17 protein-coding genes are annotated in these 16,562 nt (G+C 35.4%); 11 read left to right on the top strand and 6 right to left on the bottom strand.

The window, feature by feature from the left end:
- Positions 1-92 precede the first annotated feature (92 nt).
- A complete protein-coding gene (locus AAT17_RS12070) occupies positions 93-1,025 on the bottom strand; it encodes a peptidylprolyl isomerase (RefSeq protein WP_060524647.1) in 933 nt (310 codons plus the stop codon).
- 121 nt (positions 1,026-1,146) lie between these two features.
- Between AAT17_RS12070 and AAT17_RS12065 the strand changes: the two genes are divergently transcribed.
- Positions 1,147-1,782: a hypothetical protein gene (locus tag AAT17_RS12065; RefSeq protein WP_060524646.1), complete on the top strand. Its 636-nt coding sequence runs from the start codon at positions 1,147-1,149 to the stop codon at positions 1,780-1,782.
- Positions 1,783-1,828: 46 nt separating this feature from the next.
- Here the strand turns inward: AAT17_RS12065 and AAT17_RS12060 are convergent, their stop codons facing one another.
- Together AAT17_RS12060 and recQ are read right to left on the bottom strand one after the other, a co-directional pair.
- Positions 1,829-2,374, bottom strand: a complete 546-nt coding sequence (locus AAT17_RS12060) for a hypothetical protein (RefSeq protein ID WP_042280302.1) — start codon at positions 2,372-2,374, stop codon at positions 1,829-1,831.
- Between the two features lie 191 nt (positions 2,375-2,565).
- Positions 2,566-4,758: a DNA helicase RecQ gene (gene recQ, locus AAT17_RS12055; RefSeq protein ID WP_060524644.1), complete on the bottom strand. Its 2,193-nt coding sequence runs from the start codon at positions 4,756-4,758 to the stop codon at positions 2,566-2,568.
- Between the two features lie 85 nt (positions 4,759-4,843).
- Here recQ and AAT17_RS12050 point away from each other — a divergent pair, with 85 nt between their 5' ends.
- The 3 genes from AAT17_RS12050 to AAT17_RS12040 are packed head-to-tail and all read left to right on the top strand — an operon-like array spanning position 4,844 to position 6,996.
- Entirely contained in the window at positions 4,844-5,809 is a 966-nt protein-coding gene (locus AAT17_RS12050) for an SIS domain-containing protein (protein ID WP_042280303.1), read from the top strand.
- Position 5,810: 1 nt separating this feature from the next.
- Entirely contained in the window at positions 5,811-6,632 is an 822-nt protein-coding gene (gene tatC / locus AAT17_RS12045; RefSeq protein ID WP_042280304.1) for a twin-arginine translocase subunit TatC, read from the top strand.
- A 16-nt stretch (positions 6,633-6,648) separates the two neighbouring features.
- On the top strand, positions 6,649-6,996 hold the full coding sequence (locus AAT17_RS12040; protein WP_060524643.1) for a carboxymuconolactone decarboxylase family protein: 348 nt from the start codon (positions 6,649-6,651) through the stop codon (positions 6,994-6,996).
- A 54-nt stretch (positions 6,997-7,050) separates the two neighbouring features.
- Here AAT17_RS12040 and AAT17_RS12035 read toward each other — a convergent pair whose 3' ends face one another.
- From AAT17_RS12035 to AAT17_RS12025, 3 genes are all read right to left on the bottom strand, one after another.
- A complete protein-coding gene (locus AAT17_RS12035) occupies positions 7,051-7,716 on the bottom strand; it encodes a hypothetical protein (RefSeq protein WP_157539280.1) in 666 nt (221 codons plus the stop codon).
- 154 nt (positions 7,717-7,870) lie between these two features.
- Positions 7,871-9,676 (bottom strand): translational GTPase TypA, encoded by a 1,806-nt coding sequence (typA, locus tag AAT17_RS12030; protein WP_042280309.1) that lies wholly within the window; start codon positions 9,674-9,676, stop codon positions 7,871-7,873.
- 184 nt (positions 9,677-9,860) lie between these two features.
- Positions 9,861-10,589, bottom strand: coding sequence for a bacteriorhodopsin-like (locus tag AAT17_RS12025; protein WP_042280311.1), 729 nt, complete (start codon positions 10,587-10,589; stop codon positions 9,861-9,863).
- Between the two features lie 81 nt (positions 10,590-10,670).
- Here AAT17_RS12025 and AAT17_RS12020 point away from each other — a divergent pair, with 81 nt between their 5' ends.
- The 7 genes from AAT17_RS12020 to AAT17_RS11990 all read left to right on the top strand — a co-directional run bounded on the left by AAT17_RS12020 (position 10,671) and on the right by AAT17_RS11990 (position 16,560).
- Positions 10,671-11,552, top strand: a complete 882-nt coding sequence (locus AAT17_RS12020) for a Brp/Blh family beta-carotene 15,15'-dioxygenase (RefSeq protein ID WP_060524639.1) — start codon at positions 10,671-10,673, stop codon at positions 11,550-11,552.
- A gap of 132 nt (positions 11,553-11,684) precedes the next feature.
- Positions 11,685-12,113 carry a peptidylprolyl isomerase gene (locus tag AAT17_RS12015; protein WP_042280315.1) on the top strand — a complete coding sequence of 143 codons (429 nt, stop codon included), beginning with the start codon at positions 11,685-11,687 and terminating at the stop codon, positions 12,111-12,113.
- A 165-nt stretch (positions 12,114-12,278) separates the two neighbouring features.
- Complete coding sequence (ffh, locus tag AAT17_RS12010) at positions 12,279-13,607, top strand: signal recognition particle protein (protein WP_042280317.1); 1,329 nt, start codon at positions 12,279-12,281, stop codon at positions 13,605-13,607.
- A 354-nt stretch (positions 13,608-13,961) separates the two neighbouring features.
- Positions 13,962-14,849, top strand: coding sequence for a bifunctional 5,10-methylenetetrahydrofolate dehydrogenase/5,10-methenyltetrahydrofolate cyclohydrolase (locus tag AAT17_RS12005; RefSeq protein ID WP_060524638.1), 888 nt, complete (start codon positions 13,962-13,964; stop codon positions 14,847-14,849).
- A gap of 103 nt (positions 14,850-14,952) precedes the next feature.
- Positions 14,953-15,510, top strand: coding sequence for a DUF2059 domain-containing protein (locus tag AAT17_RS12000; protein WP_042280320.1), 558 nt, complete (start codon positions 14,953-14,955; stop codon positions 15,508-15,510).
- The gene (locus AAT17_RS11995) at positions 15,510-16,004 is read left to right on the top strand and encodes a YkgJ family cysteine cluster protein (RefSeq protein ID WP_042280322.1); all 495 of its coding nucleotides are present in this window, start codon (positions 15,510-15,512) and stop codon (positions 16,002-16,004) included. The genes AAT17_RS12000 and AAT17_RS11995 overlap by 1 nt, the downstream gene beginning before the upstream one ends.
- A gap of 79 nt (positions 16,005-16,083) precedes the next feature.
- On the top strand, positions 16,084-16,560 hold the full coding sequence (locus AAT17_RS11990) for a thioredoxin domain-containing protein (RefSeq protein ID WP_060524637.1): 477 nt from the start codon (positions 16,084-16,086) through the stop codon (positions 16,558-16,560).
- Positions 16,561-16,562: the final 2 nt, after the last annotated feature.

Genomic DNA, 16,562 nt, shown 5'->3' with positions numbered 1-16,562 from the left:
TTGAAGTCTTTAACAGGATTATAAACTATAATAAAACATAAAAGCCAGGTAATTTATTACCTGGCTTTTTTATAAAATCTGGAAGTTCTATTTTACTTTACGTCCATTAATTCAACGTCAAAAACAAGAACAGCATTTGGTGGGATTACTCCACCAGCTCCTGAAGCTCCATAACCTAAGTGAGAAGGGATAACTAATCTTGCTTTGTCTCCTACTTTTAATAGAGAGATACCTTCATCCCAACCAGGAATTACTTGTCCCATCCCTAATGGAAACTCAATAGGCTGATTACGGCTGTATGAAGAATCAAATACCTTTCCATTTGCAAGCATTCCTTTGTAATGTACACTTACAGTTTTACCTTTTTCTGCTTGTTTACCTTCTCCATGGTTGATTATTTGATAACGCAATCCGCTTTCCGTTTTATTAAATCCGGCTGCGATCTCTTCTAATTCTTGTTCTGCTTGTTTTTTGGCTTGCTCTTCTCTTGCTCGAGCTGCTCCTTCAAATTGTCTAAAAGATTCTACTGCGTTAAACGCTTCGGCATTTTCACCTTGTCTTAAGATAGATACTTTTTTAATTTCATCTCCTTGTTCTATCGCATCAACTACATCTTGACCTTCCATCACCTTTCCAAATACAGTATGCTTGTCATCTAACCAAGCTGTTTCTACATGTGTAATGAAAAACTGAGAACCATTTGTTCCTGGACCAGCATTGGCCATACTAAGAACTCCAGGACCATCGTGACGTAATTCTGGATGGAACTCATCATCAAATTTATATCCTGGTCCACCAGCACCTGTTCCTTGTGGATCACCACCTTGAATCATAAAATCAGGAATTACTCGATGAAATTTTAATCCATCGTAATAAGGTGTTCCTTGAGGCTTTGCCTGATTCTCTAAATTACCTTCGGCTAGTGCCACAAAGTTTCCTACAGTTCCAGGAGTTTTGTCGTAATGTAATTGAACCAAAATTTCTCCTTTGGTAGTATCAAATTTTGCGTATAATCCTTCTTGCATTTCTAAATTTTTATAGTTGCAAAGATACGTTGTTCAATTAAGTATTTCTTTGAGATTTCTACTTTGGAAAGATGAGTAATATTAAGTATTTTACATACCAAACTTTTAAACCAACCAAATTATGACAAGAGCAGAACAACTCGCATTCTGTAATCAATGTGTAAATCGTAAAATGGATCTTGAAAAAGGTATGCTGTGTAGCTTTACTAATGAAAGGGCAAATTTTGATCCAGTTTGCGAGAAATATGAAAAGGACCCGACCTACATAAATCGTACTACACCAGTAGAAGCTGGATTACAAATCACTTCACAACAATTCGAAAAACTAAAAACGGAACAGAATTTACCTCTTGGAATTACAGCTGCCTTAATCACAGGAATTGTTGGTTCTATTTTATGGGCTCTTATCACAAACTCAACTGGTTATCAAATAGGTTACATGGCTGTGGCAATAGGGTTTGCAGTAGGGTTTGTTAACCGTGTTGCTGGAAAAGGCGTTGAGCAATATTTTGGAATTATTGGAGCTTCAATTGCATTATTGAGCTGCGTCGTTGGAAATTTTCTCAGTATTATAGGAATGATAGCAGATAGTGAAGGATTAGGTTACATGGAAACATTAAACCTATTTGACTGGTCATTATTTTTTCCAATAATGGCAGAAACTTTTAGTGTTATGGATATATTATTTTATGGTTTTGCGGCTTACGGAGGTTATAAATACTCTTTTAGGAATTTAGAACCAGAGGATTTACAATAATCTAGATTGTAAATAAAACAGCCGCTCGTTGAGCGGTTGTTTGTTATTATTGAGACTTTCTTTCAAAGAAAACTCCATTATCGAATGCATCGTCATCATCTGGGAAGTGACCAAAATCTTGATTTGTACCGCTGTTTCTATATGGATTAACATATCCTCTAGCAGCAATTAACTTTCCACGACGGTTGTAACGCACATCAAGTCCACCTACTCTACTTAACCATCCTCTTGTATAATCTACTCTTATGTTTCCTACTTTTCTTACACGTCCACGAGAATCATAGAAAATACGAGTATTTCCAATTTTAGTGACTTCACCGTATCGATTATATCTTATGAAGTTATTTCTTGTAGCGACTCTTCTTCCTCTTATTCTGCGATCGCTACTACGGATACCTGCGTCAAATGATAATCTACCTGTAGGAGATATTGCATAATCCACTCCTCGATGATTAAAAATAACTGCTTGTGAATTACGTATTCTACGGTTATTATTTTCAAAATCATGACTGTCACTCTTATTGATTTCAAAAGCTGAGGCATAGTTCAAAGACATTAAACCTAGTGCCATAAATAGTAATACTTTTTTCATGATTTTTATGTTTTAATTATGCCTACTCTATAATGATTTTCGGCTTCCTCTATTAATTGGATTTCAAAAGCCGTGCCAGTTAGGTTTTAACCATCCAAACTAAATTATAACTAACTGATTAATAGATAAATAAAAAAGCTTTAAACAGATTTGTTTAAAGCTTTAATACACAATAATTTATGTTTAAAAACCTAATTAGCTACTTCACTTATAAATTTTAATCGATATAATCTCAATTCTTCCTCTTCATAGTCACCATCAAATTCATCCATAGCCACATCAATCTTATCACTTTCTGATTCTAGGAAATAATCGTGAAGTTCTTCTTGTTGATCTTCATCAAGCATTTCATCAATCCAATATTGAATATTTAATTTTGTACCACTATATACGATACTTTCAAGTTCACCTATAAGCTCATTCATCTCCATTCCCTTTGCACTAGCCATATCATCAAAGCTTAGTTTACGGTCAATGCTAGTGATGAAGTAAAGTTTATTTCCAGATTTTGAACCTGTACTTTTAATTACAAGGTCATCTGGTCTTGTAATATCGTTATCTTCAACATATTTTGATATCAAATCAATAAAAGGCGTACCGTATTTACGAGCCTTACCTTCACCTACACCATGAATATTTGCGAGCTCTTCCAGAGAAACTGGATATTTTGTAGCCATGTCATCAATAGAAGGATCTTGAAAAACAACATACGGTGGTACGTTCTTTTGTGCCGCTACCTTTTTACGTAAATCTTTTAGAAACTTGACAAGTTGAGTATCAACAGCACCGCCTTTTCCAGAGCCAATAACCTTATCATCACTTTCACTATAACTATGATCATCGGTCATCATAAAACTTGATCCAGAAAGTAAAAACTCTTTACCTTCTTTCTTCATTTTTAAGGTACCATAGGATTCAATATCCTTACGTATATATCCTGCAACCATTATTTGACGTACCAGCGCCATCCAGTAGTTTTTATCTTTATCCTTACCACTACCAAAAAAATCATGTTGATCCAATTTATGACTGCTTATCATGGCATTAGTTTTACCCTTGATAATATTGACTATGTCTTTGGCCTTGTATCTTTCACCAGCATCAGAAATTACTTTGAGTAATTTTTTTACATCCTCAACGGCTTCTTTTTTGGGTTTAGGGTTTTTCATGTTATCATCCATGTCACCGCCTTCACCTGTTTGTGGATCAAACTGCTCTCCAAAATAATGAAGGATAAACTGTCTGCGGCTCATGCTAGTTTCTGCATAGCTTACCATTTCTTGAAGTAATGCATGACCGATTTCTTGTTCAGCAATTGGTTTTCCCGACATGAATTTTTCTAACTTCTCAATATCTTTATAAGAGTAGTAGGCAAGGCAGTGTCCTTCTCCACCATCTCTTCCTGCACGACCTGTTTCTTGATAGTAAGATTCTATACTCTTTGGTATATCGTGATGAATTACAAAACGTACATCAGGTTTATCGATTCCCATCCCAAATGCTATTGTCGCGACTACTACATCAACGTCTTCCATTAGGAACATATCTTGGTGATTTGCTCTTGTTTTTGCGTCGAGCCCTGCATGATAAGGAACTGCTTTTATACCATTAACTTGAAGTACCTGGGCAAGCTCTTCTACTCTTTTACGGGATAAACAATAAACGATACCAGACTTACCGTCATTTTGTTTAATAAACCTAGTAATATCTGCATCTACTTGAGCTGTTTTAGGACGTACTTCATAAAATAAGTTTGGTCTATTAAAACTTGCCTTAAAAGTGGTAGCATCTGTAATTTGGAGGTTTTTTAAAATATCTTCTTGCACCTTTGGAGTTGCAGTTGCTGTAAGACCAATAATTGGAATATTAGCTCCTATTCTATCAATTATTTTACGCAGGTTGCGGTATTCAGGTCTAAAATCATGACCCCATTCACTTATACAGTGCGCTTCATCTACCGCAAGAAAAGATATTTTTTGCTCCTTGAGAAATTCTACATATTCCTCTTTGGTCAGTGACTCTGGTGCTACATACAACAATTTACATTCACCACTAGTAATATCATTCATTACACGTTGAACATCTGTTTTTGATAGTGAACTATTGAGTACATGCGCTACTCCATCACTATCAGAAACTCCACGTATTGCATCAACCTGATTTTTCATTAAAGCTATCAATGGTGATACCACGATTGCGGTACCATCCTGCATAAGTGCAGGTAATTGATAACATAATGACTTACCACCACCAGTAGGCATGATGACAAAGACATCATTACCATTAAGTAGGGTCTTGATTACATCTTTTTGTAATCCACGGAATTTATCAAATCCAAAATATTTCTTGAGGCTTTCTTCTAGAGAGACTTGTGTTTCTGCCATCCGGCGCTTGTGTTTTTGTTATCTTTGTAAGCTAAATTTACGACTAAATTAGAATATTTCAAATTACTATTAAATCTTATCACTCTTGGATTTAGAAAATAAAGCTCTTGAAGCTGCAAAAAGAACAGTAAGCATTGAGGCACAAGCTGTTAATAATTTAATAAATAGTATTGATTCCGCTTTCGCGAAAGCGGTATTATCCATACATAATTCAAACGGTAGAGTTATCATTACTGGAATAGGTAAAAGCGCCATAATCGCGCAAAAGATGGTAGCTACCATGAACAGTACTGGGACACCAGCTATTTTCATGCATGCCGCTGATGCTATACACGGTGACCTAGGAATTATACAGAAAAATGATGTTGTTGTGTGTCTATCAAAAAGTGGTAACACTCCAGAAATAAAAGTACTTGTTCCATTAATAAAGGATTTTGGCAACCTTTTGATAGCAATTACTAGTCATAAAGATTCCTTTTTAGGTAAGGAAGCAGACTTTATCCTACATGCTCCTATTGAGGAAGAGGCTTGTCCCAACGGTCTTGCTCCTACTACCAGTACAACTGCTCAACTGGTTATAGGTGATGCTCTTGCGGTAAGTCTGCTAGAATTAAAAGGGTTTAGTGATAAGGATTTTGCAAAATATCATCCAGGTGGCGCTTTAGGTAAAAAACTTTATTTAAGGGTTGATGATCTTGTTTCTCAAAATAAAAAGCCAGAAGTATCTGCAACCACAAGTTTACGTGAAGTAATCATTAATATTTCAGAAAACATGCTAGGGATGACGGTTGTGACTAGTGAGTCTAAGGCTATAGGTGTTATTACTGATGGAGATTTAAGAAGAATGCTCACTAGTGGTCGTAATATAGACGATTTACAAGCACACGATATAATGAGCGATCACCCTAAAACTATCGATACAGATGCGATGGCAGTTGAGGCTAGAGAAACCATGGAGGAATACAATATTTCTCAACTAGTAGCTACCAATAACGGTGAGTACGCAGGTGTTGTTCATATTCATGATTTAATAAGAGAAGGTATCTTATAACATGGCTAGAAAAAAAGTAGACCCTAACAACATGTCATTTCTTGATCACGTAGAGGAATTGCGATGGGCAATTATACGATCTATAGGTGGCGTGCTCTTAATGGCAATTGTTGCCTTCATTTTTAAAGATGTAGTAATCGACGGTGTTCTTCTGGGACCTAGTAAAAATGATTTTATCAGTTACCAGAAATTTTGTGAGTTTGCTAAATGGCTAGGATTTGAAAGTGAATTTTGTGATCCTAATTTAAATTTTGCTACTCAAACCAGAAAAATGCCTGATTTATTCAGTGCTCACATTTGGACTTCGATTACGGTAGGATTTATAACCGCTTTTCCATGGATTTTATGGCAATTTTGGAATTTTATCTCTCCAGGGCTTAAACCAAATGAACGTAAATATTCTAAAGGGTTTATCATCGCAAGCTCATTATTGTTCTTTACTGGTGCGTTATTCGGTTATTATTTGATCGCTCCGTTATCAGTGCATTTTCTAGCTACCTATGAATTATCAGAACTTATTAAGTTTGAACCTGATTTAAATAGTTATATAGGTTTAGTAAGAGCCTGTGTTCTTTCCTGCGGAATCATGTTTGAATTACCTATAATCGTGTACTTTTTAACCAAAGTAGGTTTGTGTACACCACAAGCTATGCGCAAATACCGCAAGTTTGCACTAGTAATTGTCCTAATTGTTGCTGCTGTGATAACACCACCTGATATTCAAAGTCAGATAATAGTTGCTATACCTGTGTTAATTTTATACGAATTAAGTGTTTTCATATCTATGTTTGTACTTTATAGACAACGTAAAAAAGTAGCCTAATACGGCATTTAATTTTATGAGTAATATTGTAGAAGAATTCAATAGTTATCGTGCTAAAATGAACGATGCTATTCTTGAAGATAACAATAAAGTTATCAAACGTATTTTTAACCTAGACACAAACGCCTTTACTGAAGGTGCCTTGGACAAGAAGACTAAAGAACTTTTAGGTCTAGTAGCAAGTACTGTTTTAAGATGTGACGACTGCGTGCGCTATCATTTACAAGCTAGTAAAGAAGCTGGTCTTAAAAAAGAAGAAGTGGTTGAGGCTTTGTCAATCGCAACCTTAGTAGGCGGTACCATAGTCATTCCACACTTAAGACGTGCCTATGAGTACTGGGATGCTCTAGAACAAGAAAACTAAAAAATAATAACGTTTTTATTTAAAGGTCTGTGATGGTTCACAGGCCTTTTTTTATTAAGATTTAATGAGCCAATCTTCATTTTGAACTGTAGAAAACCCTATAATACCATAATCTATATCATACCATATTTTATTTACATTAACGGTAATATTGGTATTTGAATCAACATATTCTAATGTTGTACCTGAATTAATTTCAACTACACGATAAAATGTTCTCTCACCAATGGTCATCACTTGTTCGGGTTGGTCAAAAAAACCATTAAGCACTACTCCATCAGTAAATTGCGTTGCATTATTATTATAGTAGCTGAATAGTAATTTCACATTAAAGTTGCCAAATCTTGAGAAATCTGCAACGTAGGCCAGAGTAGTTTCAAAACTAGTTCTAGGATCGTCTATTGTGAAATGAATGGTTGAATATTCCGTTTGATATCTAGGTATTGAATACCAGCCGGTAGTTCCTCCTCGCTGACTAATTCCTTTATTTACTCTTTGCACACAAGCTTGTAGTTCTAATTCATCATCATTTACAAATGTTAGGCAATCACCTACATCGTAAACATTTTTTACAATGAGGTCCTTTTGTTCTTCATCAAACTGGTACACTGGTCCATAAAGTCTAAAATCTTTAATTTCACTTTCCTCTTGTTCTTCTTCACAAGAAGCAGCAAGTATCATGGTAAAGCACAGCAACAATAGAATTTTGACGTAATTCATAATAAATGATTTTCAACCAAATTAGTTGAATTATAGACTTTTATATGATGTATTCTACAAATTGTTAGAAATTAAACTTGTAAAAATTACAAATGATCATAAAAAAAGGTCTGTGATTGCTCACAGACCTTTTGTAATTATTTAAACGAAGTTTTTAACCTAATTCTTTCGCTCTTCTTTTACGTTCATTCTCATCAAGGAAAATCTTACGTAATCTTATGAAGTTAGGTGTTACCTCTACATACTCATCTTTTTGTATGTATTCCAGTGCTTCTTCTAGAGTGAATTTAATCGGCGGAGCGATTTTCACCTTATCATCTGCACCTGCACTACGCACGTTAGATAATTTTTTAGTCTTTGTAAGGTTAACGACAAGATCATCTGCTCTTGAATTTTCACCTACCACTTGACCTGTATAAATCTCTTCACCAGGCGCTATAAAAAACTTACCGCGATCTTGAAGTTTATCTAATGAATAAGGGATAGCTGTACCTTTTTCCATCGAGATTAACGATCCATTAATACGACCTGGAATTTCTCCTTTAAATGGTTCAAATGCTATAAAACGGTGATTCATAATCGCCTCACCAGCTGTTGCAGTAATTAACTGATTTCTTAATCCTATGATACCTCTAGATGGAATTTTAAATTCAATAACCATACGATCACCTTTAGGAGTCATACTAGTCATTTCACCTTTTCTCATAGTAACCATTTCAACAGCTTTACCACTAACGTTTTCTGGCAAGTCAATGGTAAGTTCTTCTACCGGCTCACATTTAACACCATCTATCTCTTTGATGATAACCTGTGGCTGCCCGATTTGAAGCTCATATCCTTCTCTTCTCATAGTCTCTATAAGAACCGATAAGTGTAACACACCACGACCAAAAACCATAAACTTATCAGCGCTATCTGTATCTTGCACTTGCAGAGCAAGATTCTTCTCAAGCTCCTTAGTTAAACGGTCTTTAATGTGCCTAGAAGTAACAAATTTTCCATCCTTACCAAAGAATGGTGAGTCATTAATAGTAAATAACATACTCATTGTAGGCTCATCAATCGCTATAGTTTCCATAGCCTCAGGGTTTTCATAATCGGCAATCGAATCTCCAATCTCAAAACCTTCTAAACCTACAACAGCACAAATATCTCCTGCTTGTACTTCGGCTACTTTGGCACGACCCATTCCATCAAATACGTTAAGCTCTTTGATTTTAGACTTCATCTGGCTACCGTCACGTTTACACAAGGTTACTTGCTGCCCTTCTTTAAGAGTACCTCTAGACACTCTACCTATCGCAATACGACCTGTATAACTAGAGTAGTCTAATGAAGTAATAAGCATTTGAGTGGTACCTTCACTCACTTTAGGAGCAGGTATGTGCTCAATTACCATATCTAGTAATGGCTCGATAGAATCTGTTTGATCTTGCCAATCGTCACTCATCCAATTATTTTTGGCACTACCGTATACCGTTGGGAAGTCCATTTGCCATTCTTCGGCACCTAATTCAAACATCAAGTCAAATACTGCCTCGTGAACTTCGTCTGGTGTACAGTTTTCTTTGTCTACTTTGTTTACAACTACACATGGTTTAAGTCCCATGTCAATTGCTTTTTGAAGAACAAAACGAGTTTGCGGCATTGGACCTTCAAAAGCGTCAACTAGTAACAAAACCCCATCGGCCATGTTAAGAACACGTTCTACTTCACCACCAAAATCGGCGTGACCAGGAGTATCGATAATATTAATTTTAGTTCCTTTATAGGTAACCGAAACGTTTTTTGCAAGAATGGTAATACCACGCTCACGTTCTAGGTCATTATTATCTAAGATTAATTCTCCAGTAGATTCATTCTCACGAAAAATCTCACAATGGTGTAAAATCTTGTCTACCAGGGTAGTTTTACCGTGGTCAACGTGTGCGATAATCGCGATATTTCTGATGTCTTTCATTATAGTACCTTAATTTCAGGCTGCAAAAGTACTCTTATTTATTGGTTTTTAGGCTTTTTATTTTTATTGCAGTGTTAATTTATACTCGCTTTCGCGAAAGCGTAATCCCAAAAAAATCATTCATAAAAAAAGACCTGTGGCACAACAGGTCTTTTAAAGGGGAAAACGAAAGTAAATCTAGTAACTAAGCATTTTTACTTTGAACTTGTACAGCTAGATTGTAGATAACTAACCCAAACCCAATTTTGTTAATAGCGTCACCTATGTTGTACACAACATCAAGGTCCAATCCTCCAAAAATCGATTCGTACCAACCTGGAGTTCCTGCCATATATCCTATCGGGTAAATGGCCCATCCCACTAGTACAAACCAGCACAAGGTTTTATGAGCGCTCAAAACGTAGCCACCTGCTTGTTGTGCGAGTTTTTTTGCCTCGCCAAACCAGATGATTGCAACAATCCAGAAGTAAGCTAATCCTGAAACTAATCCCCATAACCAGGCATTGTCCCTATCGACTGCTTCGCCAAAGTATCCTGTTACAAGCATTACAACTGAAAGTAGAATGAGTTTCCACATTAAAGATTTCTTTGCACCAGCGACCTTAAGAATTAAATAAAATTCAACACACATTAAAGGTACCGTAAGTACCCAATCCACATATCTAAAAAATACTGGTGATTCTGCAAAAGAAGACCAATAATCTCTCATATACCAATAGTGAACCGCAGCAATGAAAGTGATTAATCCTGAAACTAAAATAGAGACACGCCATTTTCTATCAAAAGAATTCATGGAAAGAAAAAAGAAGGCGCTGGCAGCCATCATAGCCATACAGCCTACAAAAAACGAAAACCCTACGTAATCATTGGGAGCGATTTTTGAAACTTCGGTAAGTAATAATAAAGTATTCATAATAAAATGTTTTTGTTGAACTAAATTTACAAAACTTTAAACATATTTGTTTAACTTTATAATGTTAATTTTAAACAAAAAATGTCTTACCAAGGTTTATATCGTATCATTTTAATACTAAGTTTCCTTTGTTTATGGGTGTCAACACGCATTTCTGAAGATTGGGAAAATGGATTAGGATTGGTATTAATTTTATCAATTGGAGTCATACATGGCGCTAATGATGTGCGAATTCACCTTAACAAAAGTGAACGTTCTACTAAAAGGATACTTTCATTCATATTGAAGTATATAGTTGTGGTGTTACTAGGAACCATAGGTTTTTTTCTTTCACCACAAACTACCCTTGGACTTTTTATACTGGTAAGTGGATATCATTTTGGACAAGAACATTTTGAAAAATACCAATTACCTACTTCCTGGAAAAACAATCTATTTGTAGCGGCTTATGGATTATTAATCCTATTGATGCTATTCAAAATTAATTCTAGTCAAAGTCTAAATGTTATCAATGAAATAGTTTCCATGAACATAACAGAGCAGCAACTGTACTATGCACTTCTTGCTACCTGCGTGATCCTCGTAACTACTGGAGCCTATCAATTACGAGGTCTTCCTTTAAAAACAATTGCTAAGGAATTATTATATCTAGCTGTCATCTTTATTATTTTTAATACAAGTAGTCTATTATGGGGATTTGCCATCTATTTTGTTTTATGGCACAGTATACCTTCTATGTACACTCAAATCACTTTTTTATATGGCGACTCAAATCAGTCACATGTTTGGAGTTATATTAAATACAGTTCATTGTATTGGATCGCTTCATTAATATTCTTAGGTGTTTTGTATTTTTTTCTTCAAGAAAGAACTCAATTCTTGCTGACTATTATAGTTGCATTCTTAGGAGGAATAACGTTTCCTCACGTATTCGTCATGGATAAAATGATCAAAAAAACATAAAACCGTTTTACGATTTAACGTTTAACACATTAAGAACGTTAAGTCTTTCTTAAAGCAAAGAGAAATTTAGATATAATTCGTCTAGCGGTATTTAGATTGATACTTTTGAAGCCTAATAACAAGACAATTACAATGAGTCAAGTAAAAGAAAACGATACTGTACAAGTACATTACACAGGAAAATTAACAGATGGGCAAATATTTGATAGTAGCCTAGATCGCGATCCTTTAGAGGTAACTTTAGGACAAGGTCAATTAATTCCTGGTTTTGAGCATGGTCTTATCGACATGAAGGTGAACGAGAAAAAAACTATTACGATAAACAAGGAAGATGCTTATGGTGAAATACACGATCAACTTTTCCAAAAAGTTGATAGAGCAAACTTACCTCAAGAAATTGAACCACAAGTAGGTATGGGATTAGTTTCTCAAAATCCAGATGGTACTGAACGTCAACTACGTGTGAGTGAAGTGCACGATGATCACATTGTGGTAGATGCTAATCATCCACTAGCTGGTAAGGATTTGGTTTTTGACCTTGAATTAGTGGCAATTAAGTAAATACTTACTACAACTCTATAAAAAACAGCCTTGTAACCTATTGGTACAAGGCTGTTTGCTTTTTACGCAGGTAAGAAACATTTTCTTATACTGAACCTAGCTAATTCACTTGAAACACGTTACTAGAAATGTTACCTTTGCATTCCTTAAAAATGAGGTATACCTATGTTTGATAATTTATCCGATAAGTTAGATAAAGCCATGCACGTCCTTAAAGGGCATGGTAGTATTACTGAAGTTAACGTAGCTGACACGCTTAAAGAAATAAGACGTGCTCTAGTTGATGCCGATGTAAACTTTAAAATTGCCAAGGAGTTTACTAAAAAGGCTAAAGATAAAGCGATTGGACAAGGAGTTCTTACCTCATTAAAGCCTGGTCAATTACTTACAAAAATTGTACGAGATGAGCTAGCAGAATTAATGGGTGGTGAAGTTACCGGTGTTAATCTATCGGGTAATCCATCTGTTATTTTAATGTCTGGTCTACAAGGTAGTGGTAAAACTACATTCTCTGGTAAACTGGCTAACTTCTTAAAAACAAAAAAAAGCAAAAAACCTTTATTAGTTGCCTGTGATATTTATAGACCTGCAGCTATTGACCAGTTACATGTAGTAGGTGAATCAATAGGTGTTGAAGTTTATTCTAATCGTGACGAAAAAGATCCAGTTAAGATTTCTCAAGCTGCAATAGCTCATGCAAAACAAAACGGATTTAACGTTGTTATTATAGATACCGCTGGTCGTCTAGCAGTAGATGAGCAAATGATGAATGAAATTGCTCAAGTACATGCTGCTGTTCAACCACAAGAGACTCTTTTTGTTGTAGACTCGATGACAGGTCAGGATGCTGTGAATACAGCTAAAGCATTTAATGATCGTTTAAATTTTGATGGAGTTGTTCTTACTAAACTAGATGGTGATACTCGTGGTGGTGCTGCTTTGTCTATTAAATCGGTTGTTGACAAACCTATTAAATTCATAGGTACAGGTGAAAAAATGGAAGCCATTGATGTTTTCTATCCATCACGTATGGCAGATCGTATCCTAGGAATGGGAGACGTCGTTTCACTTGTAGAAAGAGCGCAAGAACAATTTGACGAGGAACAAGCTCGTAAACTGAATAAAAAAATTGCCAAAAACCAGTTCGGTTTTGATGACTTCCTAAGTCAGATCCAGCAGATCAAAAAAATGGGTAACATTAAAGATCTTATGGGAATGATACCTGGTGCTGGAAAAATGCTTAAAAATGTAGATATCGACGACGATGCTTTTAAAGGTATTGAAGCGATCATACATTCTATGACACCTGAAGAACGTACTAAACCACAAATTATCAATGGTAGCCGTAAAAAACGTATTGCAAAAGGTAGTGGTAGTACGGTTAAAGATGTAAATCAACTGCTCAAACAATTTGATCAAATGAGCAAGATGATGAAAATGATGCAAGGTGGTAAAGGAAAAGCAATGATGAATGCACTGGGTAAAATGAGATAAACACATCTCCTACCCTATTTTAAAAGAACTTTTCGTCTTTATTGAACTACATAATTTTAAATTCTCTCATATTGAGTGAACTTCGCTATTGCTACAACTTTTAAAGTTATTGCATTACAATAATTGGTTTGGAATCCAGTTTTACCTGTGTATAACATATAATCAGTAGCATTAATTTATTCTTACCTGCGGTTTGATTCGTAATTCATTTTATCATAGGTATTAAAACAAATGATTTATCACTCCGTCTTTAATAAAACGTTTTCGTTAACAACTAGTGAAAACCTATTACTTCAAAACTTTTAAAAATCAATCAAATTCTTCAATTTTACAGTCGATTAATTTAAAAGCATCATGATCCTACTAGACGGTAAAAAGACCAGTAATGATATCAAGAATGAAATCACAGCTGCAGTTCAAGAAATGAAAGATAAAGGTGAAAAAGTACCTCATCTTGCAGCAATAATTGTAGGTAATGATGGCGCAAGTCTTACTTACGTAGGCAGTAAAGTAAGAGCGTGTGAGCGTGTAGGTTTCGAGAGCACGTTGATTAAAATGCCTAATACTACTAGTGAAACCGAATTGCTTAAAGAGATTAAAAAATTAAATCAAAATCCTGAAATTGATGGGTTCATTGTTCAGCTTCCTTTACCTAAACAAATTGACACCCAAAAAGTTCTAATGGCTGTAGATCCAGACAAAGATGTCGATGGATTTCATCCAACCAATTTTGGAAGAATGGCACTAGATATGAGTACGTTTATCCCAGCTACTCCGTTTGGTATTCTCGAATTACTAGAACGATACAACATTGAAACTAAAGGTAAACATACTGTAGTAATAGGTCGATCGCATATTGTAGGTAGACCTATGAGCATTCTTATGGGAAGAAAAGGTTTCCCAGGAAACTCAACCGTAACACTTACTCACAGTCAAACTAAGAATATTACTCAAATTACTTCACAAGCTGATATTATCATTTCAGCGCTTGGAGTTCCCGGTTTTCTCAAAGCCGAAATGGTTAAAGATGACGCAGTAATTATCGATGTGGGAATTACTCGTGTTCCTGATGAAAGTGCTGCAAAAGGTTATTACATCACTGGTGATGTTGATTTTGAGAATGTATCTAAAAAGGTAAGTGCAATAACACCTGTTCCAGGTGGTGTAGGTCCTATGACCATTGCAATGCTACTTAAAAATACGTTATTAGCTCGTGAACGTCATCGTGTTTTGAGCAATTAATCCTTAAAAACTGTCCGTTTATCGGGCAGTTTTTTTTGTAACTTACATTTGGATTGATCGGTAAATATTTTAGTAAACTTGTATCATAAATAATTTTGATATCATGAAAAAAGCTTTTGTAATCGCTCTAGTAGTCTTTGGTTCCGCTTTCGCGAAAGCGCAATCACCATCCTACCAAACTCTCGTAATGGAATATTTTGAAGTAGGTGGAATCGATAAGGAATATAATCAAGCTTATGACATGATGCTCAATCAAATTAAAGATGCTTTTCAATCACAATCGGTTCCTGAAAGTTTTTGGAAAAAACATCAAAACAACAAGAAGGAAAGCGTAGCCCAATTTAAGGGAATACTAGCGGCAGAGTATCGTAGTATTATCACAGAAAAATATGACCTAGAGCAATTGATTAAATTTTATAAATCCGAAGCAGGAATTCAATTGCGTGAAAATCCAGCTGCCATGACAGAGGAACAGAAGGCAGCCTATGCCAAATACCTAGAAAGCAGTACTGCGCAAAAAATTAACGAGATACAAGGTGATCTATCGGCTGCAAAACAAAGGACAAGCATGTACTGGTCTAGAAATTTATTTTGCAGTATCATAAGTGAATTAAAGGAACTGGGATACAACTCTGGAATGCCTACCGGGAATTGCAATTAATGGACGATTTTTTAAAAAAATTACCCCAACTTTCCTCTCAAAAAAAGACTGAAAACACTCAGTATTTTAAAAAATTACGCAAAAAAAAGCCCAAAAACCTAGATTATATAGTTCAAGAAACTCACGATGAGGTTTTTGATGAAGTGGACTGCCTAACTTGTGCAAATTGTTGTAAAACAACTGGTCCTCTATTTACCGACAATGACATAGCGCGCATCGCAAAGCACTTTAGGATGAAGCCATCCGATTTTATTGATGATTACTTGCGTATAGACGAGGATAACGACTATGTACTTAAACAGGTGCCTTGCCACTTTCTAGGAGCAGATAATTATTGTTCTATTTATGAGGTAAGACCCAAAGCTTGTAGAGAATATCCGCACACCGATAGGCGCAAAATTTATCAAATAGGAACTTTGACGGTAAAAAACACAGCCATTTGTCCTGCTGCGTTTAAGATGGTAGAAAAAATGAAAAGTAAACTGCCCTTATAATTTTAAAATTTCCTTAATTCCATATCAAACAATCGTTAATCACACATCACATGTGAAAATACCTGTCTAATATTGCATTATGAAGTGGACACTTTACTTATTCATTTTATTAGGAATACTCTCTTGCAAAGAGGATAAACCCATAAGCACAACTCAAGTCATTCAAAGAGAAGGCTTTATAAATATAATCAATGAGCCTAGTGAAAAGATTCAGGTTATAAATTTTTGGGCAACCTGGTGCGCGCCTTGTGTAGAGGAACTACCCTATTTTGAAAAAGTAAACAGTAAATATGATGATGTCGATGTAGTTCTTATATCCTTAGACGATGTAGAAAAGGTAACTTCAACGGTAAATCCATTTCTTAAAGAAAAAGAAATTAAAAGTTCCGTTTACCTACTAGATGATCCCTATGCCGCAGAATGGATACCTATAGTAGACGATCATTGGGATGGTGCCATACCAGTAACCCTTATAAAAAAAGGAAAAGAAAAATATTTTATAAACAAAGCAGTGACCTACGACCAGTTGGAAGAAGCCATTGCACAATTTAGATAGGT

This window comes from Nonlabens sp. MIC269, from assembly GCF_001430865.1.
GTDB lineage: Bacteria > Bacteroidota > Bacteroidia > Flavobacteriales > Flavobacteriaceae > Nonlabens > Nonlabens tegetincola.
This window is presented reverse-complemented; position numbering and strand designations above follow the sequence as displayed.